Annotated in this window: 30 protein-coding genes and 1 riboswitch; of the genes, 20 read left to right on the top strand and 10 right to left on the bottom strand. The window is 41.2% G+C overall.

Features of this window, described 5'->3' with window-relative positions; all coding sequences use genetic code 11:
- Positions 1-547: 547 nt before the first annotated feature.
- The 5 genes from TV75_RS07710 to TV75_RS21425 all read left to right on the top strand — a co-directional run bounded on the left by TV75_RS07710 (position 548) and on the right by TV75_RS21425 (position 6,384).
- Positions 548-1,660 carry an HD-GYP domain-containing protein gene (locus TV75_RS07710; protein WP_044338160.1) on the top strand — a complete coding sequence of 371 codons (1,113 nt, stop codon included), beginning with the start codon at positions 548-550 and terminating at the stop codon, positions 1,658-1,660.
- Between the two features lie 59 nt (positions 1,661-1,719).
- The gene (gene yunB / locus TV75_RS07705; RefSeq protein ID WP_044338159.1) at positions 1,720-2,484 is read left to right on the top strand and encodes a sporulation protein YunB; all 765 of its coding nucleotides are present in this window, start codon (positions 1,720-1,722) and stop codon (positions 2,482-2,484) included.
- 79 nt (positions 2,485-2,563) lie between these two features.
- Positions 2,564-2,746: riboswitch (Lysine riboswitch) on the top strand.
- A gap of 115 nt (positions 2,747-2,861) precedes the next feature.
- Positions 2,862-4,427 (top strand): Na+/H+ antiporter NhaC family protein, encoded by a 1,566-nt coding sequence (locus TV75_RS07700; RefSeq protein WP_044338158.1) that lies wholly within the window; start codon positions 2,862-2,864, stop codon positions 4,425-4,427.
- 321 nt (positions 4,428-4,748) lie between these two features.
- Positions 4,749-6,275, top strand: a complete 1,527-nt coding sequence (locus TV75_RS07695) for a sodium-dependent transporter (RefSeq protein ID WP_044338157.1) — start codon at positions 4,749-4,751, stop codon at positions 6,273-6,275.
- Between the two features lies 1 nt (position 6,276).
- The gene (locus TV75_RS21425) at positions 6,277-6,384 is read left to right on the top strand and encodes a methionine/alanine import family NSS transporter small subunit (RefSeq protein WP_082051191.1); all 108 of its coding nucleotides are present in this window, start codon (positions 6,277-6,279) and stop codon (positions 6,382-6,384) included.
- Between the two features lie 40 nt (positions 6,385-6,424).
- Here the strand turns inward: TV75_RS21425 and TV75_RS07690 are convergent, their stop codons facing one another.
- Positions 6,425-7,384, bottom strand: coding sequence for a M23 family metallopeptidase (locus TV75_RS07690; protein WP_044338479.1), 960 nt, complete (start codon positions 7,382-7,384; stop codon positions 6,425-6,427).
- A gap of 268 nt (positions 7,385-7,652) precedes the next feature.
- Between TV75_RS07690 and lipA the strand changes: the two genes are divergently transcribed.
- Positions 7,653-8,570 (top strand): lipoyl synthase, encoded by a 918-nt coding sequence (lipA, locus tag TV75_RS07685; RefSeq protein WP_044338156.1) that lies wholly within the window; start codon positions 7,653-7,655, stop codon positions 8,568-8,570.
- A 145-nt stretch (positions 8,571-8,715) separates the two neighbouring features.
- On the opposite strand, the gene TV75_RS07680 is transcribed toward lipA, so the two are convergent.
- Positions 8,716-9,435: a YhcN/YlaJ family sporulation lipoprotein gene (locus TV75_RS07680; RefSeq protein WP_044338155.1), complete on the bottom strand. Its 720-nt coding sequence runs from the start codon at positions 9,433-9,435 to the stop codon at positions 8,716-8,718.
- A gap of 111 nt (positions 9,436-9,546) precedes the next feature.
- Between TV75_RS07680 and TV75_RS07675 the strand changes: the two genes are divergently transcribed.
- Positions 9,547-9,822: a YutD family protein gene (locus TV75_RS07675; protein WP_044338154.1), complete on the top strand. Its 276-nt coding sequence runs from the start codon at positions 9,547-9,549 to the stop codon at positions 9,820-9,822.
- Positions 9,823-9,867: 45 nt separating this feature from the next.
- Here TV75_RS07675 and TV75_RS07670 read toward each other — a convergent pair whose 3' ends face one another.
- Positions 9,868-10,170, bottom strand: a complete 303-nt coding sequence (locus TV75_RS07670) for a hypothetical protein (protein WP_044338153.1) — start codon at positions 10,168-10,170, stop codon at positions 9,868-9,870.
- Positions 10,171-10,237: 67 nt separating this feature from the next.
- On the bottom strand, positions 10,238-10,507 hold the full coding sequence (locus TV75_RS07665) for a DUF3055 domain-containing protein (protein ID WP_044338152.1): 270 nt from the start codon (positions 10,505-10,507) through the stop codon (positions 10,238-10,240).
- A 135-nt stretch (positions 10,508-10,642) separates the two neighbouring features.
- On the opposite strand from TV75_RS07665, the gene TV75_RS07660 reads away from it, so the two are divergent.
- The 3 genes from TV75_RS07660 (at position 10,643) to TV75_RS07650 (ending at position 13,330) form a co-directional block, all read left to right on the top strand.
- Entirely contained in the window at positions 10,643-11,080 is a 438-nt protein-coding gene (locus TV75_RS07660; RefSeq protein WP_044338151.1) for a DUF86 domain-containing protein, read from the top strand.
- 648 nt (positions 11,081-11,728) lie between these two features.
- Positions 11,729-12,493, top strand: coding sequence for a TIGR01457 family HAD-type hydrolase (locus TV75_RS07655; RefSeq protein WP_044338150.1), 765 nt, complete (start codon positions 11,729-11,731; stop codon positions 12,491-12,493).
- Positions 12,494-13,078: 585 nt separating this feature from the next.
- Positions 13,079-13,330, top strand: coding sequence for a helix-turn-helix domain-containing protein (locus TV75_RS07650; protein WP_052504461.1), 252 nt, complete (start codon positions 13,079-13,081; stop codon positions 13,328-13,330).
- Positions 13,331-13,334: 4 nt separating this feature from the next.
- On the opposite strand, the gene sda is transcribed toward TV75_RS07650, so the two are convergent.
- Together sda and TV75_RS07645 are read right to left on the bottom strand one after the other, a co-directional pair.
- Positions 13,335-13,457, bottom strand: a complete 123-nt coding sequence (gene sda / locus TV75_RS21420; protein WP_156142352.1) for a sporulation histidine kinase inhibitor Sda — start codon at positions 13,455-13,457, stop codon at positions 13,335-13,337.
- Between the two features lie 312 nt (positions 13,458-13,769).
- Positions 13,770-14,270 carry a phosphatidylglycerophosphatase A family protein gene (locus TV75_RS07645; RefSeq protein WP_044338149.1) on the bottom strand — a complete coding sequence of 167 codons (501 nt, stop codon included), beginning with the start codon at positions 14,268-14,270 and terminating at the stop codon, positions 13,770-13,772.
- Positions 14,271-14,559: 289 nt separating this feature from the next.
- Here TV75_RS07645 and yutH point away from each other — a divergent pair, with 289 nt between their 5' ends.
- Positions 14,560-15,561 (top strand): spore coat putative kinase YutH, encoded by a 1,002-nt coding sequence (gene yutH, locus TV75_RS07640; protein ID WP_044338148.1) that lies wholly within the window; start codon positions 14,560-14,562, stop codon positions 15,559-15,561.
- A gap of 79 nt (positions 15,562-15,640) precedes the next feature.
- Positions 15,641-16,600, top strand: a complete 960-nt coding sequence (locus TV75_RS07635; protein WP_044338147.1) for a 2-hydroxyacid dehydrogenase — start codon at positions 15,641-15,643, stop codon at positions 16,598-16,600.
- A gap of 57 nt (positions 16,601-16,657) precedes the next feature.
- Here the strand turns inward: TV75_RS07635 and TV75_RS07630 are convergent, their stop codons facing one another.
- Positions 16,658-16,894, bottom strand: coding sequence for a NifU family protein (locus TV75_RS07630; RefSeq protein WP_034763763.1), 237 nt, complete (start codon positions 16,892-16,894; stop codon positions 16,658-16,660).
- Between the two features lie 197 nt (positions 16,895-17,091).
- Between TV75_RS07630 and TV75_RS07625 the strand changes: the two genes are divergently transcribed.
- Complete coding sequence (locus tag TV75_RS07625; protein WP_044338146.1) at positions 17,092-17,418, top strand: YuzD family protein; 327 nt, start codon at positions 17,092-17,094, stop codon at positions 17,416-17,418.
- A gap of 103 nt (positions 17,419-17,521) precedes the next feature.
- Here TV75_RS07625 and TV75_RS07620 read toward each other — a convergent pair whose 3' ends face one another.
- Positions 17,522-18,589 carry an NAD(P)/FAD-dependent oxidoreductase gene (locus TV75_RS07620; protein WP_044338145.1) on the bottom strand — a complete coding sequence of 356 codons (1,068 nt, stop codon included), beginning with the start codon at positions 18,587-18,589 and terminating at the stop codon, positions 17,522-17,524.
- A gap of 286 nt (positions 18,590-18,875) precedes the next feature.
- On the opposite strand from TV75_RS07620, the gene TV75_RS07615 reads away from it, so the two are divergent.
- Entirely contained in the window at positions 18,876-19,157 is a 282-nt protein-coding gene (locus TV75_RS07615) for a YuzB family protein (protein WP_044338477.1), read from the top strand.
- A 296-nt stretch (positions 19,158-19,453) separates the two neighbouring features.
- Positions 19,454-19,816: a HesB/IscA family protein gene (locus tag TV75_RS07610; RefSeq protein ID WP_044338144.1), complete on the top strand. Its 363-nt coding sequence runs from the start codon at positions 19,454-19,456 to the stop codon at positions 19,814-19,816.
- A 51-nt stretch (positions 19,817-19,867) separates the two neighbouring features.
- Here TV75_RS07610 and TV75_RS07605 read toward each other — a convergent pair whose 3' ends face one another.
- Together TV75_RS07605 and TV75_RS07600 are read right to left on the bottom strand one after the other, a co-directional pair.
- Entirely contained in the window at positions 19,868-20,512 is a 645-nt protein-coding gene (locus TV75_RS07605; RefSeq protein WP_044338143.1) for an SDR family oxidoreductase, read from the bottom strand.
- A gap of 261 nt (positions 20,513-20,773) precedes the next feature.
- The gene (locus TV75_RS07600) at positions 20,774-21,772 is read right to left on the bottom strand and encodes an NAD(P)/FAD-dependent oxidoreductase (protein WP_044338142.1); all 999 of its coding nucleotides are present in this window, start codon (positions 21,770-21,772) and stop codon (positions 20,774-20,776) included.
- 805 nt (positions 21,773-22,577) lie between these two features.
- On the opposite strand from TV75_RS07600, the gene TV75_RS07590 reads away from it, so the two are divergent.
- The 5 genes from TV75_RS07590 (at position 22,578) to TV75_RS07575 (ending at position 26,145) form a co-directional block, all read left to right on the top strand.
- Positions 22,578-23,795, top strand: coding sequence for an NAD(P)/FAD-dependent oxidoreductase (locus tag TV75_RS07590; protein WP_044338140.1), 1,218 nt, complete (start codon positions 22,578-22,580; stop codon positions 23,793-23,795).
- 80 nt (positions 23,796-23,875) lie between these two features.
- A complete protein-coding gene (locus TV75_RS07585) occupies positions 23,876-24,358 on the top strand; it encodes an NUDIX domain-containing protein (protein WP_437176703.1) in 483 nt (160 codons plus the stop codon).
- 159 nt (positions 24,359-24,517) lie between these two features.
- Entirely contained in the window at positions 24,518-24,643 is a 126-nt protein-coding gene (locus TV75_RS22490) for a YuiA family protein (RefSeq protein ID WP_172655674.1), read from the top strand.
- Between the two features lie 212 nt (positions 24,644-24,855).
- Positions 24,856-25,173, top strand: coding sequence for a YuiB family protein (locus TV75_RS07580; RefSeq protein ID WP_044338138.1), 318 nt, complete (start codon positions 24,856-24,858; stop codon positions 25,171-25,173).
- A 267-nt stretch (positions 25,174-25,440) separates the two neighbouring features.
- The gene (locus TV75_RS07575) at positions 25,441-26,145 is read left to right on the top strand and encodes a 3D domain-containing protein (protein WP_044338137.1); all 705 of its coding nucleotides are present in this window, start codon (positions 25,441-25,443) and stop codon (positions 26,143-26,145) included.
- Positions 26,146-26,181: the final 36 nt, after the last annotated feature.

The following is a 26,181-nucleotide window of genomic DNA, read 5'->3' as shown; positions in this document are numbered from 1 at the left end:
AACCCGAATTAATTTGTCTTTTATGAGGCAAATTAGTTCGGATTTTTAATTTGTTCAAATGTCATTTCAATTTAGCTCTTCCCAGCGTTTGATTGGAGTGCAAGACGAAGACTCCTGCGGGAAATGTAGCTTATGTGAGACCCCGCAGGCTTGCCGAGGAGGCTCACGGGCTACCCGCGGAAAGCGTAGTCTTGCACGGAAATCATTAGCGGTATTAAGAGCTTACACTGAAATAGTCCGTATCTACATGGTGGTTTTTAAGTTATGGCCCAGTCCGAATTTGAGTGAAATACACTATAAATCATAGAATGGAAATTATGTGGTTTCCGGCGTGATTAGGTCTATGTTTTTGATGTTTGCACCTCACAAGTAAACCAGTAATTTTTGAGGGGCTGGTTTTTGTTTTGGCGGGGATCACCGTCAATATTCTTTCATGAATAATTAACAATATATAAGGAAATACACCTTGCAAGTACGTTTTTATCCTTTATAATGGAGATACTAGGAAATTTTGTCGAAAAATGAAAGAATTACATAGGAGAATTCTATGAGGCTTATATCAACTAGGGCTTTGAAACCGGGCATGGTTCTAGCTACAACCGTATATAACATGAGAGGTCAAGCTTTAATTCATGATAACGTTCCGATAACAGAACGCATGATTTATAGATTGCAGGAGCTTAGTATTCAGTATGTCTATATTGAAGACTCGCTTTCAAGGGGAATCCATGTAAATGGAACCGTTTCAAATAAGGTGAGACAGCAGGCTGTAAACAACATTGAAATGGCCTTTAATCAATTAAGCGCATCGAATGCGCCCCCTAGCACGCTCATGATCGAAGATAGTGCTATACAATTGAAGCAGGTGATAGATGTAGTTTTGTCTGAAGTAAAGGCGAATCATGATCTCCTAACCATTTTGACAGATGTTTTCACCTATGATTCCTATATCTTTCACCATTCATTTAATGTTACATTGTATACGCTCTCCATCGGTCTCGAACTCAAGCTTTCTACTAAACAGCTCGAGCAGTTAGGGGTGGGAGCGATTTTACATGATATCGGTAAGATGCTGGTGCCCGAGGAGATTCTTTTGAAGCCGGGTAAGCTGACGGAAGGTGAGTTCTCTGAAATTAAGAAGCATTCAGAACACGGGTTTGAGATTCTGAGACAGCTTCATTCTGTGTCTTTGATCATTGCTCATTGCGCTTATCAGCATCATGAGCGCCTTGATGGATCCGGTTATCCACGGGGAATCAAAGGCGAGGATATACATCCTTTCGCAAAAATCATCGCCGTGGCGGATGTGTTTGACGCCATGACGTCCAATCGTGTATATCGAAAAGCCATGCTTCCACATCAAGCTCTGGAGATATTATACGCAGGCAGTGGCACCCTGTTTGATACAAACGTGATCGAAGCCTTCAGGGCTTCAGTTGCCATCTATCCAAATGGGATGGTCGTGGAGCTGAATGACGGCCGAAAAGGAATAGTGACAGAACAAAATAAAGGGGTGACGGATCGACCGGTGATTCGGATCATCGAAGAGGCCGGACAGGAATTACAAACTCCTTATCCCATTGATTTAAGTACGGAATTAGATAAGGTAATTACCGGGTTTGATCCGGATTATGAACCTCAATCCCTGAAAATTAAATAATTTTTTTGCGTTAAACCTCTCTTACTGTGCATACAAATAGCTTGTAAGGGGGGATTTTTTTGTCAAAGTTCAAAACATACAAACCCCGAAGAGGAGGGCCGCTACCTTTTCGATATGTGATGATCATTACGATCCTATTCTTTATGATATCTACTGGATTCGGGTTATGGATCATTAATAAAGGTTTAAAACCGACACTTCTTGCTTATGCCGAAACCCAGACCAGCAGGATCGGTACGCTGGTTATCAATAAAGCAATTAACAAAAAAATTGCCGATGTTCTCGATATTTCGGACATAACCGAAGAAGTGAAGAATACAGAAGGCGATATTGTTTCATTTAAATATAATACTCAAACAATCAACCGGGTTCAGGCAGAAATCACAAACTTAGTACAGCAAAACCTGCAAGAAGCAGAGGAAGGAAATCTAGAAAACCTTGAATTTATAACCGAAGTTGAAATTGATGAAGGGAAATCTAAAACATCGAAGGGAATCACTTACTCGGTGCCTCTTGGCCAGGCGACCAACAACGTGTTACTCGGTAATCTGGGTCCAAAGGTACCAATACGCTTTCATTCGATCGGAGATGTCCGTTCCGATATTAAAACGACCGTTGAGCAATTCGGGATCAATAATGCCGTTGTAAAAGTGTTTGTTGAGCTTGAAGTCAATGTCCAGATCATCATTCCATTTGCAACGAAAACGGAAACCATCAAGCAGGATATCCTGGTTGCCATGGGTACCGTTCACCTGGATGTACCACAGTTTTATAATAATGGTGGAGGGGAATCCAGCCCATCCATTGAAATTCCCACAAATTAGTCAGGAAAAAAAGTTGTCAAAAGAATGATAGTTTGTTATATTAATAAAGAAAATTTTATAACACACCACATCATCAGTCCGATGGGGTAGAGGCGCAGAGTTCAAGAGTATGCTGTTTGAGGATGACAACTGGGAGAACAGATGAAAGGGAACTTTTGCCGAAGTAAATATGCATGTCGAAGGTGTATTTGCTGGGGTTATCTTGAAGAAGGATAACACTGTCATTATAGGGGAATCTCTATAATGGGGAGCTACAGATCGTGATGGAGCACTTAAATTACTTACTAAGGTAATGATAGTTTCTCTATCGTTGCCTTTTTTTATTATCCTCTGTCATGCTACGATGGTTCCCCCCTATCAAATAGGAGGAGGACACTATGGAAAACACGATTTACTCACTATTACCACCCCTTTTAGCCATTCTTATGGTTATTCTTACGAGACGGGTTCTACTTTCATTGGGAGTAGGAATCGTTGCTTCTGCCTTTCTGTTAGCAGATTTCTCAATTACGAAAACATTCAGCTTTATGTGGGACGCCTTTAAAGGCATCTTTGTCGCAGATGGAGCACTCAACACATGGAATGTCTATATTATTTTCTTCTTACTCATTCTAGGTGTGATCACAGCATTTGTGAACATTTCCGGCGGTAGCCGCGCATTTGGTGAATGGGCGATGAAACGTGTGAAAACAAGAAAAGGTGCACAGCTTCTTGCTGCTGTTTTAGGTATCATAATTTTCATTGATGACTATTTTAACGCCCTTGCTGTTGGCCAGGTTTCGAGACCCATCACGGATCGTCACAAAATTTCACGAGCCAAACTAGCCTATATCATCGACTCGACATCGGCACCGATTTGTGTCGTTTCTCCAATCTCAAGCTGGGGAGCCTACATCATCGGGATTATCGGTTCCATTTTGGCTGCTCACAGCATCACAGAATACACAGCATTTTCAGCATTCGTTCAAATGATTCCGATGAACCTCTACGTCTGGGCAGCTGTTCTGCTAGTAATCATGGTTGCTGCTAAAGGCCTGGATTTTGGAAAGATGAAAGAGCATGAAGTAAGAGCCCTTGAAACGGGAGCCCTTTATGACCCTGAAAAAGAGATTCCAGGAGAATTAAAAAATGATCTGCCTGTCAGCTCGAAAGGATCAGTTGGTGATCTTGTCTGGCCGATCGTAGCACTTGTTGTCGGTACAATTGGAATGATGCTCTGGACAGGATATCAAGCCGTCGGATCATTTGACATCCTTCCGATTTTTGAAAATACAGATGTAACGAAATCTTTATTATATGGTGGATTATTCGGTCTCCTTGTTGCGCTGATCTTCTTCATCCGTCAAGTCAGCTTGAAAGGAATCGAAGGTAAAGCAGTTGGAGTAGCAGTAGTGGAAGGAATCAAATCCATGTTACCTGCCGTTTACATCCTTATCTTTGCCTGGACGATCGTCACATTGATCGATCAATTGCAAACAGGTACGTATCTTGCGGGTCTGGTTGAACAATCAAGCTTACCGATGCAGGCACTTCCAGTCATTTTGTTCTTAGTTGCCGGAATCATGGCATTCTCGACGGGAACTTCATGGGGATCTTTCGGAATCTTACTTCCAATCGCCGGGGAAATTGCTGCAGCGACAGATGTAAGTATCTTACTTCCTGCTATGGCAGCTGTATTAGCAGGATCCGTATTGGGAGATCACTGTTCTCCAATCTCGGATACAACCATCCTTTCCTCTACAGGGGCAGGAAGCAATCATATCGATCACGTTCTTACACAGCTTCCATATGCATTGATCGGAGCGGTTGCTGCTTCAATTGGATATCTTGTACTTGGATTCACAGGCAGCACGTTATTTGGTTTAGGAGTTGTGATTATTTTAATCGTGGCATTCGCTTTTCTGTTTGGTGAAAAAGCAAAACCTGCTGTTTCAGAACAATAATTAAATGAAGAACCAGGAGCTCATTGGCTTCTGGTTTTTTTATACATTCTTACTTGTTGTCAGGAGGGTGTTTAAACCTATGGTGGTATCCCAAAAGCCCTCTCTACCTTTCCGAACGTCAATTCTTCATGTTTCGACAAAATTCATATAGTGAAATAGTACCTGTCCCCAACTGAAAAAAAACTTACACTAAGCTTAAAAATAGCTTTGACAATTGTCTTGGAACTAGCTATACTGACTTTAGATTACAAATAATCTGAAAATATAAAAATTTCAAATACCTTAATATGGTAGTTGAAAAGAACTAGGGGGGGGACCAAGATGGAGAATCGTGCCCAGTTTGGAACACGAGCAGGATTTATTCTGGCTGCTGTCGGGTCAGCAATCGGTTTGGGAAACATATGGCGTTTTCCGGCAGTAGCGTATGAAAATGGTGGAGGAGCATTCTTTATTCCTTATTTATTCGCTCTTCTAACAGCGGGAATTCCATTATTAGTACTTGAATTTACATTAGGTCACAAGTATCGTGGCTCAGCACCGCTATCTTATTTCCGTCTTAATAGAAAATCAGAGTGGCTTGGCTGGTGGCAGGTATTAATCGCATTTGTCATTTCCACCTATTATGCCGTCATTATCGCATGGGCGATGTCCTACAGTGTATTTTCTTTCAATCTGGGTTGGGGGAAGGATACAGAGACATTCCTATTCAATGACTATTTAAAGCTTACCGTTGATCCAGGCCAGACAGGCAGTATCGTTCCTGGAGTATTCATTCCACTTGTATTGGTTTGGGTAATTACATTAGGGATCCTTTTCAAGGGTGTAAAGAAGGGTATCGAAGTAGCGAATAAGATTTTCATTCCGGCATTAGTCATTTTGTTCTTAATCATTGTTGTTCGCGCTCTAACCTTGCCTGGAGCATTGGATGGCCTTGATGCTTTCTTCAAACCGGATTTCAGCAAAATTGCTGATCCAAGTGTATGGGTGGCAGCATATGGACAGATTTTCTTCAGTTTATCAATCGCTTTTGCAATCATGATTACGTATTCAAGCTATCTTCCGAAGAAATCGGATATTACGAATAACGCTTTCATTACAGGATTTAGTAACTCGGGGTTTGAATTATTAGCAGGTATTGGAGTATTTGCTGCTTTAGGTTTCATGGCTCAATCCCAAGGTGTAGGCGTTCAGGAAGTAGTAAGCGGGGGAGTTGGATTGGCGTTTGTGGTATTCCCGCAAATCATTAATGAATTTCCGGCCCTTAACGGTTTATTCGGATTCTTGTTCTTTGCTTCACTTGTATTAGCAGGGTTGTCATCACTCATCTCGATTACAGAGACGTATGTAGCGGGTGTTTCTGAAAAGTTCGGAATTTCCCGTACAAAAGCCGTTCTATTCGGTGGAGGACTTTCTGCGATCATCTCTATCTTATTTGCCACTCAAGGCGGATTACTCTTCCTGGATGCGGCAGACTACTTTATTAACCAGTTCGGTGTAGCATTCGCTGGATTAGTTGAAGTTGTAGTGATTGCCTGGTTCCTGCGCAAGTTAGGTGCATTCCAATCCCACGCAAATGGAATATCTGATATTCAGCTGGGTGCATGGTGGAAGATATGTTTGGGTGTCATCACACCAATCGTTCTTGGATGGATGATGTTCGGGTTATTCAAAATGAACCTGCTAAAAGAATTTGAAACTGAAACTGGAAACTACGGAGGTTACTCAGATGCCTTCATTCTTTACAGTGGTTGGTTTGTTGCAGGATTCGCGATCCTTGCCGGTGTTGCTTTCTCCTTTAAGCGCTGGCATGCAAAAACAGAAGCTGAGAGCTATAAGGAGGTAAGCTGACATGACTGGTAGTGCAATTATAATGATGATTGTTGGGATGGTCATTATCTGGGGTGGATTAGCAGCTAGTATCATGAACGCTGTTTCCAAATCAAAAAAACAGGTGTAAAAAGATGAAGCAGACGATGGGATAACCATTGTCTGCTTTTTTAACGTTTTTTGCTTTTAATTCTGTCTTGACGCTCCCAAATTCTTAAGTGGGGGTATGGATCAAAGGACCACTCCGTCAAGCCATTATCCTTATACATCCCATAGTGCAGATGAGGAGGGAATTTTCCCGATGTTCCAGGAGGTCCATATCCTGAGCTCCCAACACCGCCTATAACCATTCCTGGTTCAACCACTTGTCCTACGTGAAGGTCTTTAGAGAAGCCGCTAAGGTGAGCAAAATAATGATACGTATTATTAATGTCACGTATCCCTATCCGCCAGCCTCCATATCGATTCCATCCTTTCATCTCGATGATTCCATACGATGTCGCTCTTACAGGGACACCATAATCAGCAAAGAGGTCCGTCCCTTCGTGTATTCGTCTTCCTCCCCAGCCGCGGGCATCACCCCAAGTGTTTCGGTAGCTGTAGTTGAACCTGAGGGGAAGGGGGAAGGCTTTTTGGTTTAAATGGATTGTACCGTATTGCTTATAGATTTTTGCATTTCCCATGATGATACTGACCGTTTTATCACGCTTGTAATAGTCCCAAAGAGCAAGCTTGAAATTATCCCGGTCAATTCCGTACTGCAATATATACTCTGTCAAAGAAGCCAATATATCTTCATCGCTCTTCAGACTTGCTTTTCCATCGAAGTCTCCATCCCGGCCCATACCATTGAATAGAGTGATGGTTTCGGGATTGTCATCTTCCGGATCAGGGTTTAGAGGGCCGACCCACTTTTCAGGCTCCATATAAATAGATATAAGAGAAGAGGGTTTTTCCCGATCTTTACGGGCAAAACGAAGACTCCGCTCGTACTGATCGACGGCAGCAAGATAGTACCAGGGAATTTGGGTAAGTGCCTCGCCTTTCTGAAATAACTCCATTCTCTTTGTGTGGATCTGTTCGTCTGTCAGCTTTTCTGCTGCAAAGGTTTGACAAGGACTTATGAACATGCAAAAAGCTACAAAGGTAAATACCAATCTTTTGTACAAAATAATCCCTCCATTTTTAGGGGCCTACTTCTAGTTTGTATCGTTCATCGGGATTCATAATCATCAATAAATGGTAATAGGGTATCACATGCTTGTTTTCACATTTTTAGTATGATAAAGTGACAAAAGAAGTATATTGATGATGGCTTTTTTTACATAAGATGAACGATCTAGAAAGCGTTTCACTCTTTGCCTAAGTCAGAATTATTTAGGATTGGAGATGAGGGGTATGAGCAAGAAAGATGAACATATTCGTAAACCGGATTGGCTTAAAATTAAGCTGAATACGAACGATAATTATATGGGCTTGAAGAAGATGATGCGTGAAAACAACCTTCACACAGTTTGTGAAGAGGCTCGTTGTCCTAATATCCATGAATGTTGGGGAACCAGAAGGACAGCTACATTCATGATCCTTGGGGACATTTGTACCCGTGCCTGCCGTTTCTGTGCCGTTAAAACAGGACTTCCGACTGAATTGGATCTGAAAGAACCGGAACGAGTTGCTGATTCCGTACAATTAATGAATCTAAAGCACGTCGTAATCACAGCGGTTGCCCGTGATGACCTGAAAGATGGTGGATCACAGGTCTTTGCTGAAACGGTTCGTGCGATTCGTCGTAAAAGTCCATTCACTTCCATTGAAGTATTACCTTCCGATATGGGTGGAGTATTCGATAACATCAAAACATTGATGGATGCAAAACCAGATATTATGAACTACAATGTCGAAACCGTTCGCCGCTTGACTCCAAGAGTTCGAGCCCGTGCTACTTATGACCGCACATTGGAATTCCTGCGCCGAGCTAAAGAATTAAACCCGGATATCCCAACAAAATCAAGTATCATGGTCGGTCTTGGGGAAACAAAGGAAGAAATCCTTGAAACAATGGATGACCTGCGTGCAAACCATGTTGATATTGTGACATTAGGTCAATATCTTCAGCCATCTAAGAAACACTTGAAAGTTCAGAAGTATTATCACCCGGATGAGTTTGCTGAACTACGTGAAGCAGCGATGGAAAAAGGCTTCAGTCACTGTGAAGCAGGTCCACTTGTTCGCTCTTCTTACCATGCAGATGAGCAAGTGAACGCAGCTGCCAAAGCAAGACAAGCAGCCGGAGAGCAAGAAGTTCAAAAAGCATAATCTTTTCATATATAAAAGGACTGACCTGAAGGAGAAAATCTCCAACAGTCAGTCCTTTTTGCAGAGAAGGAGAGGATGACAGAGAGTGCTTTTACCGGGCATTTACGCCAAAACGCTTCGTCTCTCTGCAGCCTCCACCTTACTATTAATCGACCATGTTGTCTGTGTTGTCTTTTCGTTTTTGGCGGTCTTTGTTAATTTTGTGGACATCGTCGTCCTGCATTTCGTATTTCTCAGATGTCATTTCACCATTTGGATTTTCACCCGCGTCTACATTTCTTCCCTGAGGAGAATCCTGCAGCATGAGATTGATGGTATCATCGATGGCCGTGTTTGCGTTACGGCTATCGCTATCCATCTTGGCCAGGTTTTCTACATTCCGCATCAGGCTCTTGTCATCGGTCACATAGACGTGGTACCAACGGGGAATAACAGACATGGCTGTTTTCTTTACCTGATCGGCTACTTCAAAGCGGCCATCTTTGTCCTTTTTGTCCGTCACATATGAAACCAATACTTCTTCATCAGTGACGAGAGTGGAACAATCTTTCACGTCAGGGAGAGCGACACTCATTTTGCTGATCGTGTCGGCCACTTGTTCGCGGTTGATGCTGTACATATCTTTTGTCGAGATGGTTTGACCGCCTGTAGGACTTTTTTGTTGACGTACATAACCGAAGTCCTCACCGCGGTGAGCTCCTTTTTTGGTCCAGCTATTTTCGTTGTACAGGTCCTCACGGTCATTCACATTTATGGTATTCCCATTGTCGTGAAACATTTCCTCGTTGGCCGTGTCGATTCCATCACAGGCAGTTCCGATTAGCGCAATACTTAGTACAGTTGTACCAAGAATGAATTTATTCAATTTAAACACCCCCTATTTGATAGGGTGACCATCTCTTATTACAATTTTTCATAGTAATTAATGGACAATCCGTTATAATTTAAGATAAGGAAATGAAAGTGGGTGGACGAGATGATTTGTGTGCAGAATACATGCTACGAAATCGTTGAGGAATTTAGAGACGGATTCAACGAGGAAGCATTTAAGGAAAGATATAGCGATATCTTAAGCAAATATGATTATATCCTTGGGGATTGGGGATATGGTCAGCTTCGTTTAAAGGGATTTTTCGATGATCACAATCAAAAAGCTTCTTTTGACACAAAGGTGAGCACGCATAAGGATTACTTGTATGAATATTGTAATTTCGGCTGCGCTTATTTTCTTGTGAAAAAAGTCAATAAATAATGGTGAAAAAGGAACAAACCGTTTCGTTTGTTCCTTTTGTCTTTTTTACTTATTTTCAGTATATGGGGGTTCTTCATTCACATCGGGATCGGCATGAACAGGATGTGATCCGGGCTCTTGACGTGGTATATCCTGATGGAGTGATTTATTTTCATAGTTGAAGGCACTGTAATATCGTTGTCCTTCTTCCCATGGAGTGCTTTTGTTCTCAACGGGAGTATGTTTTCCCCGCGGAGATCCGTAAGGTCCTTCAGGAAGTGTTTCTGGAACGATAAAATTGCGATACGTTTCAACATTAGAGAAGTCACTATATACTTCTTCTTCTTTGTCTCTAGGTTCTTTACTCATTTTATCTCCCACCTTTCGTACTTATAGTATGTGAGAGTGGGGTGGACTTCATTCCTTGGAGCGCGTTCTACATGATGATTTCTCCTAAGAAGTCCCTTAATTCATCGGCTTCTTCATGCGTTAACTTGAATACACTTTCTACATATCCGGGTTCATCAAGGTCATCTCTGCCAACGATCGCGAATCGACTACCTTGAAGATCTAATACCAAAGATTTACCATAATAGCGATCTGTTTGGGTAATGGCTAAGTCGTACCGCTGATTTTCTCCCATAAAACTCACAAAGCGTGTTTTTGTATTTTCTGTATCATCGTATAAATAAAATCGTTCACTCATGACGATGTCCTCCTCTTTTTCTGCTTATTTCATCATAACAAACTGAGTAGAGAATTGCAGGATGTACCTGTATGGAGGAGATGAAATTATGTTAAAATAAAGACTGAATGATTTCGTTTAAGAAAGGGTGCCATCATGTATTTCGTAGATAGAGAAAAGATTGAAGTGACGTTACTTTATATGAGTGAGCAGTTAAACATCGTTCGTTCCAATGAGAAATGGAGCTCCATATTAGAAAAACTGGCCTTGGAAAGAATGGCTCATACGATCATTGAATCCGTACTTGATGTAGGGAACAGCATGATCGATGGGTTCATTATGAGAGATCCGGGAAGCTATGAAGACATTATTGATATCCTTTTGGATGAAAAGGTGATCGATGACAAGATGAGTGGAGACCTTAAGCTTCTTGTAGGCCAGCGTAAGGTTCTTGTTCAAGAGTATACAGCCGTCAATCATGATCAATTACATAAGGTTTTAAACGAAGTATTCTTCTCATTAGAGAAGTTTCCTCAACAGGTTCGGAGCTATCTTGAAAATGAACTGGGACCTGTTTCTGCATTTAAAAATTAATAAGATATGACAGCGCTTTCTAATTCAGGGAGCGTTTTGTTCTGTTTAAAGCTGCATTTTATCGAAAAGCTCTTTTCGTAAAGTTTGGGGCTATTGTAGATAAGAAAGTACTAGTTGATTTCCGCTCCAGGATGCTCGCTTTCCGCGGGGCCGGCGGTGAGCCTCCTCGGCTGCGCCTCCGGGGTCTCACCTGTCCAGCTATTCCCGCAGGAGTCGACCATCCTTCCGCTCCAATCAACTTTCTCAGCATGAATCCTTACTCGAAAACAATAAAAAGAAGCTTTCTAGCAAACAATCTCATTGAAGGTAAGGAGAGATTGTTTGTCTCAAGAAAGAATTTTTCAAGTAATTTTGTTTTCTAGCACACGTTGAAGCTCTGTCACAAAGAAACTGTAAAAGATGGTGAGGGGAACTGCGTAGACTCCTGCGGAAGTACGGGCGTGCCGAGACCCCGGAAGCGAAGCTGAGGAGGCTCGGCCGAACGTCCGCGGAAAGCGGAGCAGTTCCCCTCACCATCCAGCACACACTAATTGACAGAGCCTTGCAGAACTCATGTTAAAAACAACAATCTTTGCGAAAAGAGCGTATCGAAAATCAACAGTTCCCACCGGTGTTTGGGCATACTAAAACAACTTATGGAGGTAAACTATGAAAGAATATAGAGGATACTTGATCGATTTAGATGGCACGATGTATAAAGGAAAAGAGAAAATTGAAGAAGCAGGAGATTTTGTTAAACGATTACAAGAAAAAGGATTGCCTTATCTGTTTGTCACCAACAATTCTTCGAGAAGACCTGAACAGGTTGCTGAAAAATTGCAGTCATTTGATATACCTGCCACAAAGGAACAGGTATTTACCACTTCAATGGCGACAGCTCAGTATATAGCAAAAGAAAAGCCGAATGGGACGGCATATGTCATCGGTGAAGAAGGGATCCGTTCAGCACTGGAGGAGAATGGAATTACTCTTCAGGATGTGAAACCGGATTTCGTAGTAGTGGGGATTGATCGTGACATTAATTACGAAAAGCTGTCTCTCGCTTGCCTTGGTGTGAGAAATGGAGCTACCTTTATTTCAACCAACGGAGATATCGCGATACCGACTGAAAGAGGGCTGCTTCCAGGGAATGGTTCACTGACGTCAGTTGTCACCGTTTCCACACAAACAGAACCGATCTTTATCGGAAAGCCCGAATCGATCATAATGGAGCAAGCACTATCTGTATTAGGAGTCCCGAAGGAAGAAACGTTAATGGTTGGAGATAACTACGATACCGATATATTGGCTGGAATTAACGCCGGACTCGATACGCTGCTTGTCCACACGGGGGTCACAACCAAAGAGGCTTTAAGTTCAAAGGATATTCAGCCAACCTACACAATTGAAACACTGGACGAATGGGATATTTAATAATAAAGTGGAGGCTGTTCTTGCAGCCCCCACTACCTACAAACCCTTCTGAATACACAAATAGAAAAATGTCTTAAATTAGTAACACATTCCTAATAGACAACCTTCGTTCGTATAAGTAAAATAGAACTAGTGTTAAAAGAAGTAATCAAAATACTATTTATACTTAAGGACCTATGCAATTGGTCCTTTTTGCTAATATCTATGCCTCTATAGGTATTGAAGCAAGTATAATGATAGCAGGAAAGAGAATTATACTCCTAAAGTATTATGTGTTTTTTGCCTCTAACTAACTTTTCCATTACACATATTTGAGTACTCAGAAGGACCAGGAAGACTGTTTCTTTTAAAAAACAGTATGAATGTAATTTTTTAAAAAAATATTACAAAATTAAGTGTAAAGATATTAATCTAGGGTAAACATCAAAGGTAGTAGGGGACTATTAGCCATTGATACCTTTTCAATTTCTAACTATTCTTTACGAATGCAATCAACTTTAAGAATGAAAGTCACTGTTTCTTAATTGATTTTCGAAACATTCTGCGTCGTCATTTCTAAAGAATTTTTAAAAGGGTAGTGAGGTAATGAGTATTACAGTTACAGGAATTGTCGGAAAGAAAATAAGGCACCATAGAAGAGCTAAAGAAATCACCATACAAGAATTAAGTCACAAATGTGGATTGACGGTAAATTATATTTCGTTGATTGAAAAGGGTGAGGCTAATCCGTCCCTGAACAAGTTGAATGCCATTGTATGTGCTCTTGACGTTCAGTGGGAAGACATTATGCCGACTTGTGAAGAGCACGAAGAAATCTACAATCAAACGATTCTTTAATGAACTAATTTACTCTTTTTATTTCTTGTTCGATCAGAATGATTGTATCATTGCTGAGTTTTAACTGTTTTGCTTTCTGGTAGGCAGCAAAAAGGGCATGTTCACTTAAGGCTGGATGAGAATTCACGTCGTTTATTTTATTGCTATGTATGTATGAAACGTGTCTAATCTCTTTTAAGTGGCAGCCTTTATTTGCTGTGTAATTTTAGAAAAAGTCCCTGGTACAACTATATTATTTATAATTACAACTATAATTGTAATTATATAAAACTATTCATTGATGTGCAATAAAAAAGTTAGTGAAAATGTTTAGTATGTAATTATTTAGGGAATACAGTATGATTTATTTTATCACCGGATAAATACACTTCTTCTTTCACTGAAAAATCAGACGACCCCTGTCGTCTGATTTGGATACGTATTTTATTAAGGTTAGCGCTTATTCTGCGCATTTAGCCCTATGTGCCAGTCGACTTGAAGCGGCTGCTGCAATAGCACCCACGATATCGTCCAAGAATGTATGACACATACCAGATGATTTATCATTCAACCTCTCCAGGATTCCCGGCTTTTGTTTATCGATATAACCGTAGTTGGTAAATCCAATCGATCCATATACATTAACAATCGAAAAGGCTAGAATTTCATCCACACCATATAATCCTTCATCTACTTCGATAATCGCCTGAAGTGGTTCTTCCAGCAGCTTTTTCTCAGCTAATATATCAAGTTGAATACCCGTTAGTATCGCATTTTGCACTTCCCGCTTCGTTAAAACACGTTCAACGTTATAGACACATTCCTTTAGTTCCAGATCAGGATGGTACTTTTGTTGAAGGTACATGACCAATTGAGCGATATCTTCAATCTCTACTCCTCTTTCATGCAGCCATTTACGTGCCGTTTTCTCTAATAAATCCATTGATTCTTTATCCTTCATCCTATTCACCTTTTCTTTGAAAGATTATAAAACCCCTATTTCGATTAGACGAAGCCTTGTTTTACACATATGATTCCCATTTGAAAAATAGACATAATAATAGCTCCTATTCTCATTCTTGCCCATCTCCAGTTTTAGATATTCATAATTGTCTTTAAAGGTTATTTTTATATAGAGTGCGTTCTTTGTAATGAAGTGGTTTTGAATAAAATGACATTATGAAAATGTTTTTGTTTAACACGGATCACCCTGTGAAAAAAAACGGTCACTTTAGATAGGAGAGATCAGCATGTCACAAGAAATATTAGTCAATCATTTTGGAGTGCATCCAGAGCGGGCGTTTTTTGATGGAATGATGGATCGATATATGGTCGGGGGATTAGTATATACTATTGTGGGCGTATCGAATATGGAACAAGAAACCTTAGTGGAACTCTACAAATTGGCAGAACACCTAAAAGGTCAGGGAGATCGACATGTTTCAACCTTCGTCCAGAGCACCGAAGGAAGATTCCTCGTGGTGGAAAAAGATAAAGATTATGTGGTCCTGCGAAATGAAAGCATCCAATCTCCCCCTGATAAAAAGCTGGGGAGGAAGCTTAGCAAATTCCATTTCAGGGGACGGACCTTTGAGGAAAAGGTAGAGAAAATAAATCGTATGGGACAATGGAAAAGTCTGTGGGAAAAGAGGCTTGCCCAGTTAGAAAAGGCTTACTATCAGGTTATTCAGGACCAGCCGGCTGACGAGTTTGAACGTCGATTTGTTGAGAGCTACCCTTATTACAGTGCCCTGGCGGAAAATGCTATCCAGTACCTTGTGGATACGGAGCTTGATGAGGATCCGAAGCCAGAGGATGCGGGAACGGTTTGCCATGAGCGTTTTCTTCAATCCACATGGGGGACGGAAGTGTGCATCCATTTTCCGTTTCAATGGGTGTTCGATCACTGCACCCGGGACATAGCAGAGTGGATGAGAGAACGCTATTTCATGAGAAGCCAAACGTTTCATCCTGAGCTTCAGGAATTCATCAGAGAATATGAATCCATTACCTCACTCTCGCCATTTTCATGGAGATTGCTGTATTCAAGGCTCTTGTTTCCCCTTCACTATTTTGAGTGCATAGAGGAATATTATATTTCACAATCGGAACAGAAGAAGAAGGTAGTTGAAGATAAGCTGGAGCGCTATCTGAAGACTTCACACCAATATGAAGCATTCCTTTCTGATTTTTATCATTTGTCTGAGGTTCCCATAAAAAAATGGGGAATCCCACTTGTTGCATGGCTGTAACATCGACGACCATCCCTAATCTGAAAGGCTTTCACTTTTATGCTAAACTGTAGAAAAAGAGTGAAGGCAGGGACTACATATGAAGCCATCCATCTATATTACAAGAAAATTGCCGGAATCAGTCATTACCCCTTTGCAGAAAGAATTCGAAGTTGACATGTGGGAGCATGAAGATGTTCCGGTACCAAGAGACATCCTTCTCCATAAAGCAGAGAGTGCTTCTGCTTTACTTACGATGTTATCGGACAAGATAGATCGGGAGCTATTACAGAAATCCCCTTCATTAAGAGTTGTGGCAAATCTGGCTGTCGGTCATGACAATATAGATCTTGAAGCTGCAAAAGAAATAGGCGTAACCATTTGCAATACGCCAGATGTTTTAACCGAGACAACGGCTGATTTAACCTTTGGACTATTAATGGCAACGGCAAGACGAATCGTCGAGGCAGACCGTTATATTAAAGAAGGAAAGTGGAAAAGCTGGTCACCCCTTTTGTTAGCTGGTTTAGATATTTATCACAAAACCATTGGCATTGTGGGAATGGGAAGTATAGGTGAAGCTGTGGCAAGAAGGGCGAAGGGGTTCAATATGAATGTTCTATATCATAATCGTTCCAGAAAGCATGCAGTGGAACGAGATCTTGGTGTTCACTATACACCATTTGAGGAACTCCTTACTCAATCGGACTTTGTCGTGGTTCTTGCTCCCTTAAATGAAGACACAAAAGGTATGTTTCAAGAGGAACAATTTTTATTGATGAAAGATACAGCGATTTTCATCAATGCAGCCCGTGGCCCGATCGTAAATGAAGAGGCTTTAGAACAAGCGTTAAAGAGGGGAGACATTGCAGGGGCAGGTTTAGATGTATTCGAAGTGGAGCCGATCGATGCAGACCATCCTCTTATCAAGTTAGATCAAGTGGTCGCACTTCCTCATATTGGCAGTTCTTCGAAAGAAACACGGTATGAGATGATGACGTTATGTGTAGAGAATATTCATGCCTCATTAAAGGGAAACAAACCGCGGACATCTCTATAATGAAAAAGAAACAGCCTAAATCCATTAAAGGATTTAGGCTGTTTCGTCAATGGTCCATTAGAATACTTGTTCTACTTCAACGATACCAGGAACTTCTTCCACTAATGCGCGTTCGATTCCTGCTTTTAATGTGATGGTTGAACTAGGGCAGCTTCCACAAGCACCGAGAAGGCGTAATTTTACGATACCATCTTCAACGTCCACTAGTTCACAGTCTCCACCATCGCGAAGTAGGAACGGACGTAATTTATCTAATACTTCCTGAACAGGTGCAATCATTTCGTTTTCAGCCATAATTATCTACTCCTTTCCTTACTCTCTATTATAATGACATATTCACAAAAAATCTATCAACCTGCAAACTATTGGGAATTTCTTTTTAATAAAAAGTCTAAATGCAGTTTCCAGTATAGAAATTGGCACATTGTTGTTCCAACCCTGCTGTTTTTTTTGTAAAATAAACTAAAGAGGGAAACAAAGGGGAGAGTCATATGGAGCGTAAACCTGTTGAACTTTACGTGTATGGGGCAGAAATACTGTGTCCAAGCTGCGTGAATTTACCATCATCGAAAGAAACGTACGAATGGCTTGAGGCTGCTGTTAGTCGAAAGTATCCGGATCAGCCCTTCGTGATTAAATATGTGGACATCCACAATCCTCCTGAAGATGAATTCGTTAAGCAATTTGCTTCAAAAGTGATCGAAGAGGATATGTTTTATCCGATTGTCCTGTTAGAAGGTAATATTATCGGAGAAGGGAATCCCCGGTTAAAAACGATTTACTCCGAGCTTGAGAAATATGGGTATAAAGCGGTTTGATTGATCGGGTTAGAAAGGCTCTTCTTTTGGGGAGAGTCTTTTTTATTGAAAATAATGACGCTGTACCTAAAAAAAGAACCGCCCGATCGCGGTTCTTTTTACATCATCCATTATGATATTTATACATCCACAACACACCGGATTTCAACAATCGAGCGACACGGCCTGTGATGGAACGCTCATTTACCAGACCAAAACCATGTTTCTTCCCGAGTGAACCAAGAATTCCTTTTAGCTTAATCTTAGGCAGTTCTGCCGGCAGCGGCTCATTCTTCCAACGTTTAAGTAAGACTGTCACGATTTGTTCTGCTTGTCCCTCAGCAAGCTGGGCACTTGGAGCTTGAGGGAGGCTTGCGCAGTCACCAACCACGTAAACATTTTCATCCTGAGGCAGGTTATGATACTTTGTTAGAATAACGCGACCGCTTGCATCCTTTTCAACATCCATATCACGAACGACTTTGCTTGGCTGTATCCCAGCCGTCCAAACGATGGCATCGCAGAAAATCTGTTCTTCATGGTTATGAAGGGTGTTTGGCTCCACTTTTGTAATATTGGAGCCATTGACGATGTCTACATCATTCTCGTCGAACCACCCATGAACATAAGAGCTTAATCGTTCAGGGAAGGCATTAAGGATACGTGGACCGCGATCGAAAAGTTTAATTTTCAAATCAGAACGGCTTTCTCGAAGCTCACTGGCAAGCTCAATCCCGCTTAAACCAGCTCCGACGATTCCAACGATCGAACCCGCCGGAAGGTTACATAGGGTTTGGTACGTTTTACGGGACTTTTCAATCGTTTGAATCGAGTAGGTATGTTCATCTGCACCAGGTACATTATGATATTTATCCTCACAACCAAGTCCAATGACCAGATCATCGTAAGGCACAGGGTCTTGATCTTTCATATGAACAAGTTTGTTCTCCATATCGACTCCGGAGATATCTCCATATACATAGGATAAACGGGCATGTTCCGGGAATGATACGCGTACATGTTGATCTGAAATCGTACCTGCAGCTAATGCGTAGTACTCAGTTTTAAGGCAGTGGTAAGGATTTCGATCAATCAGGGTAATCGACACATCTTCAGGTAATTGGTTGGGTAATAAGCGAAGAAGAACGCGCATGTTCCCATATCCTCCGCCAAGCAGCACTAATTGTTTCATGAAAAATTTCCCCTTTTTTGCACTCTTCATTATCGTTGAAATAGTGTGTTTGTATATGTTTTATATCCCTATAGTTGTATGGGACAGGATTTAAAGGACATTCACGTTAATACGGGTCCTGAAAAAGTAAGCATTTTCAATATGAAGCATAATTCGGGCAATTATCACATTAATAAACCTATTAACATTAAAAGTATATCGAAATAGTGGCGTTTTCACAACAGAAATAAGCGAAAATGTTCACAATCTGTTATACCATTACATGGAATTCAAATGATTGACGATAATGATAAAAAAAGGTAGCATAACAAAGAGTAGTGAGGTGATAGTATTGAAACCTATTATAGAATTTTGTATAAGCAATCTTGCTAGTGGTGCGCAAAAAGCGCTTGAGATATTAGAAAGAGACCCTAACCTGGATGTCATTGAGTACGGATGCCTGGGCTACTGCGGAAAATGCGCCCAATCCTTTTATGCACTCGTAAATGGTGAAGTCGTGACAGGGGACACACCTGAAGAACTGGTGGATCATATCTATCAGTTTCTTGAAGACAACCCAATGTTCTAAAGAAAAGCTGGTCATATGACCGGCTTATTTTTTTGTTAGTTGATTTGGCACATAAGTTCTTTCGGGTTCTGGGGGCGGATGTGCGCTTTATGTTGAGGAGGTCCGCTGCATTTGCAGGTTGCGTACCGATAGCCTCATACTTCGGCTTTCTCCTCTAAAGGAGCAAGCAAACATGATGAAAAGATTCTCAAAAAAAAGTTTTCTTCCATTCATTCACCAAAGCCCCTTTGGTTGAGTAGTAAAATAGAAAGGAGTATACTAAGTAGTAAGAAATGAAAAGGTTGGGGGTGTAGTGAATGAGTGAAGTTGTCATTCTAACCGAAGCCGCAGCCCTTCAGATTAAAGATATGATGAAGGAACATGACGAAACGGATGCCATGTTAAGAGTAGCGGTTAAAGGGGGAGGCTGTAGCGGTCTTTCTTATGGAATGGGTTTTGAACATGAGATTCAAGATGGAGATACAACAACAGAGCAGCATGGAATCAAGCTTGTGGTAGCTAAAAATGATGCTGCTATCTTGAACGGCACTAAAATAGATTATAAGCAGTCCATGATGGGCGGCGGATTCACCATCGACAATCCGAACGCCATCGCTTCATGCGGATGCGGATCATCATTCGTGACGGCGACGAATAAGGGTACGCCGGAGAATTGCTAATGATTAAAAGGGGCGGACCTCCATTTTTGGAGGTCCGCCCCTTTTCAAGTATTAATGAATATTCTTTAACGCTTCTTCCACAGGTGTGTCACCGCTTAAGATTTCGAATACTTTGTGATTCGTTTCTTCGATGGTCAAGGAATCGACGAGCACCTTTGCGACGTCTGCACGGGAAATGTCACGGCTTTTATCTTCGATGCTGGTAGCCGCTTCAATCTTACCGGTCGCATCATCGAAGGAAAGGGATCCAGGTCGGACAATTGTGTAGTTTAAGCCGCTTTCCTTCAAGTGGGCATCTGCTGCACCTTTTGCTTTTAAGTAGAATTGCAATTCATCCGGGCCGCTTGACGGGTTATCGGCACCCATTGAGCTGAGCATCACAAAACGCTCAATTCCCATCTTCTTCGCATAGTCCACTGCTTTTTTTGCACCCTCCTGGTCAATGGCAAGTGTTTTATCGTCACCGGTCGATCCGCCACTTCCAGCTGCAAAAATAACGGCATTCACATTTTCAAGAGCGTACGAAAAGTCCTGCTCCAGGTCTGCAACAATCGGTCTTGCCCCCAAGTCTTCCATATCTTTCGCTTGTTCTGTTTTTCGAATCATGGCTCTCACAAAATGCTGACTGCTATTTGAAAGTTCTTTCACTATATGACGGCCAGTGTGACCATTTGCTCCAATAACTAATACATTCATTCCATCCATCATCCTTTATCTATGTTTTTTGTCCTATTATTGGTCTACCCATTCATTGCTAAAATAAACAAATCAATGGGTGTTGATGGAAAAGTTTAGTATGCGAGAGGGTGTTTGACGAAGACCAGGTCACGTTACTTCTTAAATTGAAAGTTTACTTTCATAAGAGCTGCGATCTTTTTTCTGTATAATTGGTTGTTCTTCTCCAAATGAAAAAGAGGCATAGGATGACATATCCTAAAACCTCCCTCATAATCGTCTTTAGTCTGTAAACATGGATGTACTGTGCATCGGCTGGACTCTTGCTTTAGGATCCATATATGCTTTTGCATTGTTAACGGCTGTCGGTGCCTCACCAAATCCGCTTGCAATGAGTTTCACTTTACCGTCGTACGTACTAATGTCACCTGCTGCATAGATACCGGGAATATTCGTTTCCATTCTTGAGTTGACCACGATGGAATTCTTTTCAATCTCAAGTCCCCAATCCTTGATCGGACCAAGAGAAGAAACAAATCCAAAGTTTACAATCAACTCATCGAGATCAAGGATTTCCTTCTCATCACCCTTTGTTTCTTCTAGAATCAGCTGATTGATTTTGTTATCATCAACAACCAGTTCTGACGGGACATAAGGTGTTTTAAGTTCCACAGTAGAATTGTGCAGGTTTTCCACACTATGCTCATGTGCCCTGAATTTATCCCTTCTGTGCACGAGGTAGACTTTTTCTGCAATCGGCTCTAGCATAAGAGCCCAGTCAACGGCTGAATCGCCACCACCGCAAATCACAACCTTCTTACCCCTGAAATGCTCTAAATTATCAACAAAGTAATGAAGATTCTTCCCTTCAAATTCGGACGCATGCTCGAGTTCCAGACGTCGAGGCTGGAACGCACCGTTCCCTGCTGTGATAATGATGGTTCTGGAAAAATGAATCTCTTTATCTGTCGTGAGCTTAAACATGCCATCAGCCTGTTTTTCTACCCCTTCCACAGCTTGCTCAAGACAAATCGTCGTCTCAAACTTTGCCATCTGTTCTTTTAAATTATTTACAAGGTCCTGGGCTTTCACTTTAGGAAAACCTGCAACATCATATATGTATTTCTCAGGATATAGAGTAGCCAGCTGGCCCCCGAGTTGTGGTAAACTTTCAATAATCTTAACTGAAGCTTTTCTCATGCCGCCATAGAACGCCGTAAACAACCCTGTAGGACCGCCGCCTATGATCGTAATATCATACACTTTTTGATCTTCCTTCAACTAGATCCCTCCAACAATTAAGATGTCTTTCACTTTAATTTATTCTATCATACAGCTCTCGATTCTTCACAATATTTGAAATTATAATTGGGAATAATCAGTCTTTTTGGGGAGTGGAGTTTCAGACTTTTGGAGGAGATGGGATTTCATCCGCTTTCCGGTGTACTCGTCTTATGCTTGTCGCCCCAGGGCGAGCCCCTTCCGCTTTTCGGTTTGTCCAGCTCCGGCGGCTAGAGGCTCGAGGTCATAAGTCAAACCAGCCAAAAAGGCAAAGAACGCCTTTCCGGCTGGTTCGCCTTATGCTTGTCGCCTCTGAGCGAGCCGCCTCCGCTTTTCGGTTTGTCCAGCTCCAGGGGCTTGGGGCTCGAGGTCATAAGCCAAGTGACCCAAAAAGGCAAAGTGCGCCTTTCCGGGTCACTCGTCTTATGCTTGTCGCCCCAGGGCGAGCCCCTTCCGCTTTTCGAATATTCTTAAGTTTTTAATTTCCTATATATATCTTGAAAATACCTGGCAAAAAGAATATTATGTAATGTAGGCATATTGTTAAGAATTTATGACAATTTTCGCATATGTATGTAGTAGTTCGTGAAATACGTCACATACTTTCTTATTTATTCGTTTTTATTTATTTTTCATACACTATTTCCTCATGAATGAAGGAAAACAGTCTCGTTTAATTTGTTTCAGTTTCTTTCCTATAGGGAAAAAGGTAATAGCATCAGATTGAACGGGATAAAAACGCAAGATGTGGAGGACTCTAAGAGTATCCAAAGCAAATTTATCAAAAAAGGTGGATGTGATTCAGTTGAGAAAGCCAAGAATCGTTGTATTAGGTGCAGGTTATGGTGGATTAATGACGGTAACTCGTCTTCAGAAGCAATTAGGTACAAATGAAGCAGAAATTATTTTAGTAAATAAAAATGATTATCACTACGAGACTACTTGGTTACACGAAGCTTCTGCAGGTACACTTCATCATGATCGTGTTCGTTACAACATTAAAGATGTTGTTAACACAAGCAAAGTAAACTTCTTACAAGCTACTGTTGAAGACATTAAAGTAGAAGAAAAGAAAGTCATCACAAGTGACGGTGAAGTAGAATTCGATTACCTCGTCGTTGCATTAGGTGCAGAATCAGAGACATTTGGTATCCAGGGTCTTCATGAGCATGCATTCATGATTTCAAACATCAACTCTGCCCGTCAAATCCGTGAGCACATTGAATTACAGTTTGCCACGTATAAAAACGAAGAAGAGAAAAAGGATGACCGCCTTACAATCGTTGTAGGGGGAGCAGGATTCACAGGAATCGAATTCTTAGGTGAATTAGGTAACCGTGTTCCTGAACTTTGTCATGAATATGATATCGACCGCAAGAAAGTACGCATCGTATGCGTGGAAGCTGCCCCAATGATCCTTCCTGGATTTGATCCAGAGTTAGTGAAATACGCACGTGCCAAGCTTGAGAAAAAAGGTGTTGAATTCCATATCGGAACTCCACTTAAAGAAGCAAAAGCAGACAGCGTACTCATCGCTAAAGGTGAAGACGAAGTGGAAGAAATCAAAGCAGGTACGATCGTATGGGCTGCCGGTGTACGTGGTAACTCCATCATCGAAAGAGCTGGAATCGAAAACATGCGTGCTCGCGTTAAAATCAACAAAGATCTTCGCGCACCAGGACATGACAACATCTTCATCATCGGTGACTGTTCACTGATGATCAATGAAGAGACAGAGCGTCCATACCCTCCAACTGCACAAATTGCGATGCAGCAAGGGGAAGTATGTGCCCGTAACATTGCTTCTTTACTACACGGGAAAGATCACTTGGAAGAATTCACTCCAGACATCAAAGGAACAGTATGTTCACTTGGTGAAGATGACGCAATCGGTGTCGTTTATGGTAAGAAAATCACTGGGACAAAAGCTTCCTTCATGAAGAAAGTAGTCGACAACCGCGCTCTTTACATGGTTGGTGGACCATCACTTGTCTTCAAAAAAGGAAAGTTCAAGTTCTTTTAAGTCTTAAATCATAAGTGAAAAAGCAGGGTGGTTTCCGCTCTGCTTTTTATTATGGGAAAATGTTGATGGGGGTGTTTGCAGTGAAAAGAGGGAAGGTTTGGCTGGCGGTTGCTGGACTGGTCATTGATGAAAGCGGTAAATGGCTTGTGGTGAAAAAGAAATACAGTGGTTTGAAAGGAATGTGGTCCCTTCCTGCAGGATTTGTCAACGCTGGTGAAACAGTTGATGAAGCGGTGATAAGAGAAGTGAGGGAAGAGACAGGATTACATACGGCTATCAAAGGAATCATCGGTGTAAGATCAGGAGTCATCCAACATGACATTAGTGATAACATGATGATCTTTCTGCTGGAGAATGAGGGAAATTCTTCTATTGAAATAGAAGAAGCTGAATTGTGGGATGTCCAGTGGAAGTCGCCTCAAGAATTATTGGAGGATGAGAAGACATCCGTTATGGTGCATGAGATGATCAAACGAATGGAATCTCAACATGAGTTAAACATGATTGAAGGAATCAATCCTGGGGACCAATTTGCATACACACGGTATCGTTTATTTTTATAAAATTCTGTAAATTTTAAGAAAAAAAGAGATAATGAAAGAAAAACATAAATGTATTCGCTTTCTTAGAGGTACATCCCCTCTAATGTCCCTTTTCTTTATTCTGGATAGATGATATATTATCAGAAAATTAAGAAATTAAAGAAAAGGGAGAGGGATTTGATGAGAGCTACTGCAAGTACTAAAACGAAATACTGTCTTTATTGTTCAGGAAAAGGATACTTTCAGTTAGTATTGGGTGGTTCTGAAACGTGTCCGTGCTGCGGAGGCAGCGGGAAACAGAAATAAGCCCTAAAGGATAGATGATAAAAGCAGGCCTAATGTGGGTGGATACTTCACTTGTGAAGTATGAATCCTGATATTGGGTCTGTTTTTTTATGTCCGCATGGAAAATAAGTTTATTTTGTGAATATGCCACAAATCTTCCTTGAAAATATTGACGCTTTCATTTCACTCGAGGTACACTATTATTTAGTGTTTATGGAGGTGTAATCGGTAAAATGCCTATACATGTAATGATTATTTCGATGCTTTTATTTTTTGTTCTATTTTTTGGGATAGGTTTCTTGTTAAATATGTTATTGCGTATGACGTGGATCATGGCCATCATTTATCCAATTGTTGTCATTTTTATTGTAGACGATGTTCGTTTTATAGATTATTTCCGAAATTCAGGCGAGTCTTTTTCTGAGTTAGGTACGAAAATCAGCCACTTGGCTATAGCCGATCTTGTGATTTTAGGAAGTGGATTGGCAGGAGCGATTCTGGCAGGAGTCGTAATGAGGATTTTAAGAGCAAAAGGATATCGTATGTTTTAATCAAATCCGTTTAGCCGAGGTATCTTTCTCGAGTTGAACGGTTTTTTTATTATGACTTTTTATAAAAATTGTACATACTAGTTGATGTAGGTAATATCATTGCCACCGCCTGCAAGGTCGCATATGGGCGGTGAAATTCCTTTATAAGGGATTCTCAAAACTACCACCCTAATAATTTCCAAATATTGAAACTATTCGATTTTTTTCTCAATTTATGCATATATCTCCTCCTGGTTGGGAAGTAATAAGGGTGGGAGGAGTGAATACATGAATTTGTTTAAAACATGGACGAAGAGATTCGTTATGGTCAGTTTATTTGTCCTGGCACTGGGAACTACTTTTCAATCAGTTTCGGGAGTAGAGGCCCAAACCTTTAAAGCCTGGTTGATGGACAAGGGTGACCATGATCAAACCAGTTTGAATTATAAAGAGCATCAGACAAATCGTTTAGGTTTGTCATTTAAATTTCTTAAGAGGCTGGCAGGTTTTGAGACTCAAATCTCTGCAAGTACACCTGTTGAACCGAGGACGTTGGAAGAGTCGGTTGATTGGGAACAGTATACGAAGCATGAGGTTGTAGCGACAGGCTACACAGCCGGGATTGAATCGACCGGGAAAAACCCGGGGCATCCACTCTATGGAATTACATATTCTGGTGTGAAAGTGAAACGTGATTTATATTCTACGATTGCAGCCGATCTTTCCGTTTATCCTATTGGTACCATTCTTTTTATCCCCCATTATGGATATGGGGTAGTAGCCGATAAAGGGAGCGCTATTAAGGGGAATAGACTGGACCTCTATTACGAGACAGTGGACGATGTGTATAATGAATGGGGAAAACAGACTCTGGACGTATACGTAATCCAGATGGGTTCAGGTGAGTTATCTGAACAGCAATTAGTAGATCTAAATGAAAATAAATCCATGCAAGTGTTTAGACAGCAGATATTATCACCAAAAGAAGAATAGAAAAGAGCTCGCAGTTCACACGTTGAACTGCGAGCT

The sequence above is a fragment of the Rossellomorea aquimaris genome (assembly GCF_000935355.1).
In the GTDB taxonomy this organism is placed as follows: domain Bacteria; phylum Bacillota; class Bacilli; order Bacillales; family Bacillaceae_B; genus Rossellomorea; species Rossellomorea aquimaris_B.
This window is presented reverse-complemented; position numbering and strand designations above follow the sequence as displayed.

Excerpts from the sequence above, each read along its gene's own strand:
- TV75_RS07710 (WP_044338160.1), top strand. The coding sequence starts at position 548 with ATGAGGCTTATATCAACTAGGGCTTTGAAACCGGGCATGGTTCTAGCT.
- TV75_RS07700 (WP_044338158.1), top strand. The coding sequence starts at position 2,862 with ATGGAAAACACGATTTACTCACTATTACCACCCCTTTTAGCCATTCTT.
- TV75_RS07695 (WP_044338157.1), top strand. The coding sequence starts at position 4,749 with ATGGAGAATCGTGCCCAGTTTGGAACACGAGCAGGATTTATTCTGGCT.
- TV75_RS21425 (WP_082051191.1), top strand. The coding sequence starts at position 6,277 with ATGACTGGTAGTGCAATTATAATGATGATTGTTGGGATGGTCATTATC.
- TV75_RS07690 (WP_044338479.1), bottom strand. The coding sequence starts at position 7,384 with ATGTTCATAAGTCCTTGTCAAACCTTTGCAGCAGAAAAGCTGACAGAC.
- lipA (WP_044338156.1), top strand. The coding sequence starts at position 7,653 with ATGAGCAAGAAAGATGAACATATTCGTAAACCGGATTGGCTTAAAATT.
- TV75_RS07675 (WP_044338154.1), top strand. The coding sequence starts at position 9,547 with ATGATTTGTGTGCAGAATACATGCTACGAAATCGTTGAGGAATTTAGA.
- TV75_RS07670 (WP_044338153.1), bottom strand. The coding sequence starts at position 10,170 with ATGAGTAAAGAACCTAGAGACAAAGAAGAAGAAGTATATAGTGACTTC.
- TV75_RS07665 (WP_044338152.1), bottom strand. The coding sequence starts at position 10,507 with ATGAGTGAACGATTTTATTTATACGATGATACAGAAAATACAAAAACA.
- TV75_RS07660 (WP_044338151.1), top strand. The coding sequence starts at position 10,643 with ATGTATTTCGTAGATAGAGAAAAGATTGAAGTGACGTTACTTTATATG.
- TV75_RS07655 (WP_044338150.1), top strand. The coding sequence starts at position 11,729 with ATGAAAGAATATAGAGGATACTTGATCGATTTAGATGGCACGATGTAT.
- TV75_RS07650 (WP_052504461.1), top strand. The coding sequence starts at position 13,079 with ATGAGTATTACAGTTACAGGAATTGTCGGAAAGAAAATAAGGCACCAT.
- TV75_RS07645 (WP_044338149.1), bottom strand. The coding sequence starts at position 14,270 with ATGAAGGATAAAGAATCAATGGATTTATTAGAGAAAACGGCACGTAAA.
- yutH (WP_044338148.1), top strand. The coding sequence starts at position 14,560 with ATGTCACAAGAAATATTAGTCAATCATTTTGGAGTGCATCCAGAGCGG.
- TV75_RS07635 (WP_044338147.1), top strand. The coding sequence starts at position 15,641 with ATGAAGCCATCCATCTATATTACAAGAAAATTGCCGGAATCAGTCATT.
- TV75_RS07630 (WP_034763763.1), bottom strand. The coding sequence starts at position 16,894 with ATGGCTGAAAACGAAATGATTGCACCTGTTCAGGAAGTATTAGATAAA.
- TV75_RS07625 (WP_044338146.1), top strand. The coding sequence starts at position 17,092 with ATGGAGCGTAAACCTGTTGAACTTTACGTGTATGGGGCAGAAATACTG.
- TV75_RS07620 (WP_044338145.1), bottom strand. The coding sequence starts at position 18,589 with ATGAAACAATTAGTGCTGCTTGGCGGAGGATATGGGAACATGCGCGTT.
- TV75_RS07615 (WP_044338477.1), top strand. The coding sequence starts at position 18,876 with ATGATAAAAAAAGGTAGCATAACAAAGAGTAGTGAGGTGATAGTATTG.
- TV75_RS07610 (WP_044338144.1), top strand. The coding sequence starts at position 19,454 with ATGAGTGAAGTTGTCATTCTAACCGAAGCCGCAGCCCTTCAGATTAAA.
- TV75_RS07605 (WP_044338143.1), bottom strand. The coding sequence starts at position 20,512 with ATGAATGTATTAGTTATTGGAGCAAATGGTCACACTGGCCGTCATATA.
- TV75_RS22490 (WP_172655674.1), top strand. The coding sequence starts at position 24,518 with ATGAGAGCTACTGCAAGTACTAAAACGAAATACTGTCTTTATTGTTCA.
- TV75_RS07580 (WP_044338138.1), top strand. The coding sequence starts at position 24,856 with ATGCCTATACATGTAATGATTATTTCGATGCTTTTATTTTTTGTTCTA.
- TV75_RS07575 (WP_044338137.1), top strand. The coding sequence starts at position 25,441 with ATGAATTTGTTTAAAACATGGACGAAGAGATTCGTTATGGTCAGTTTA.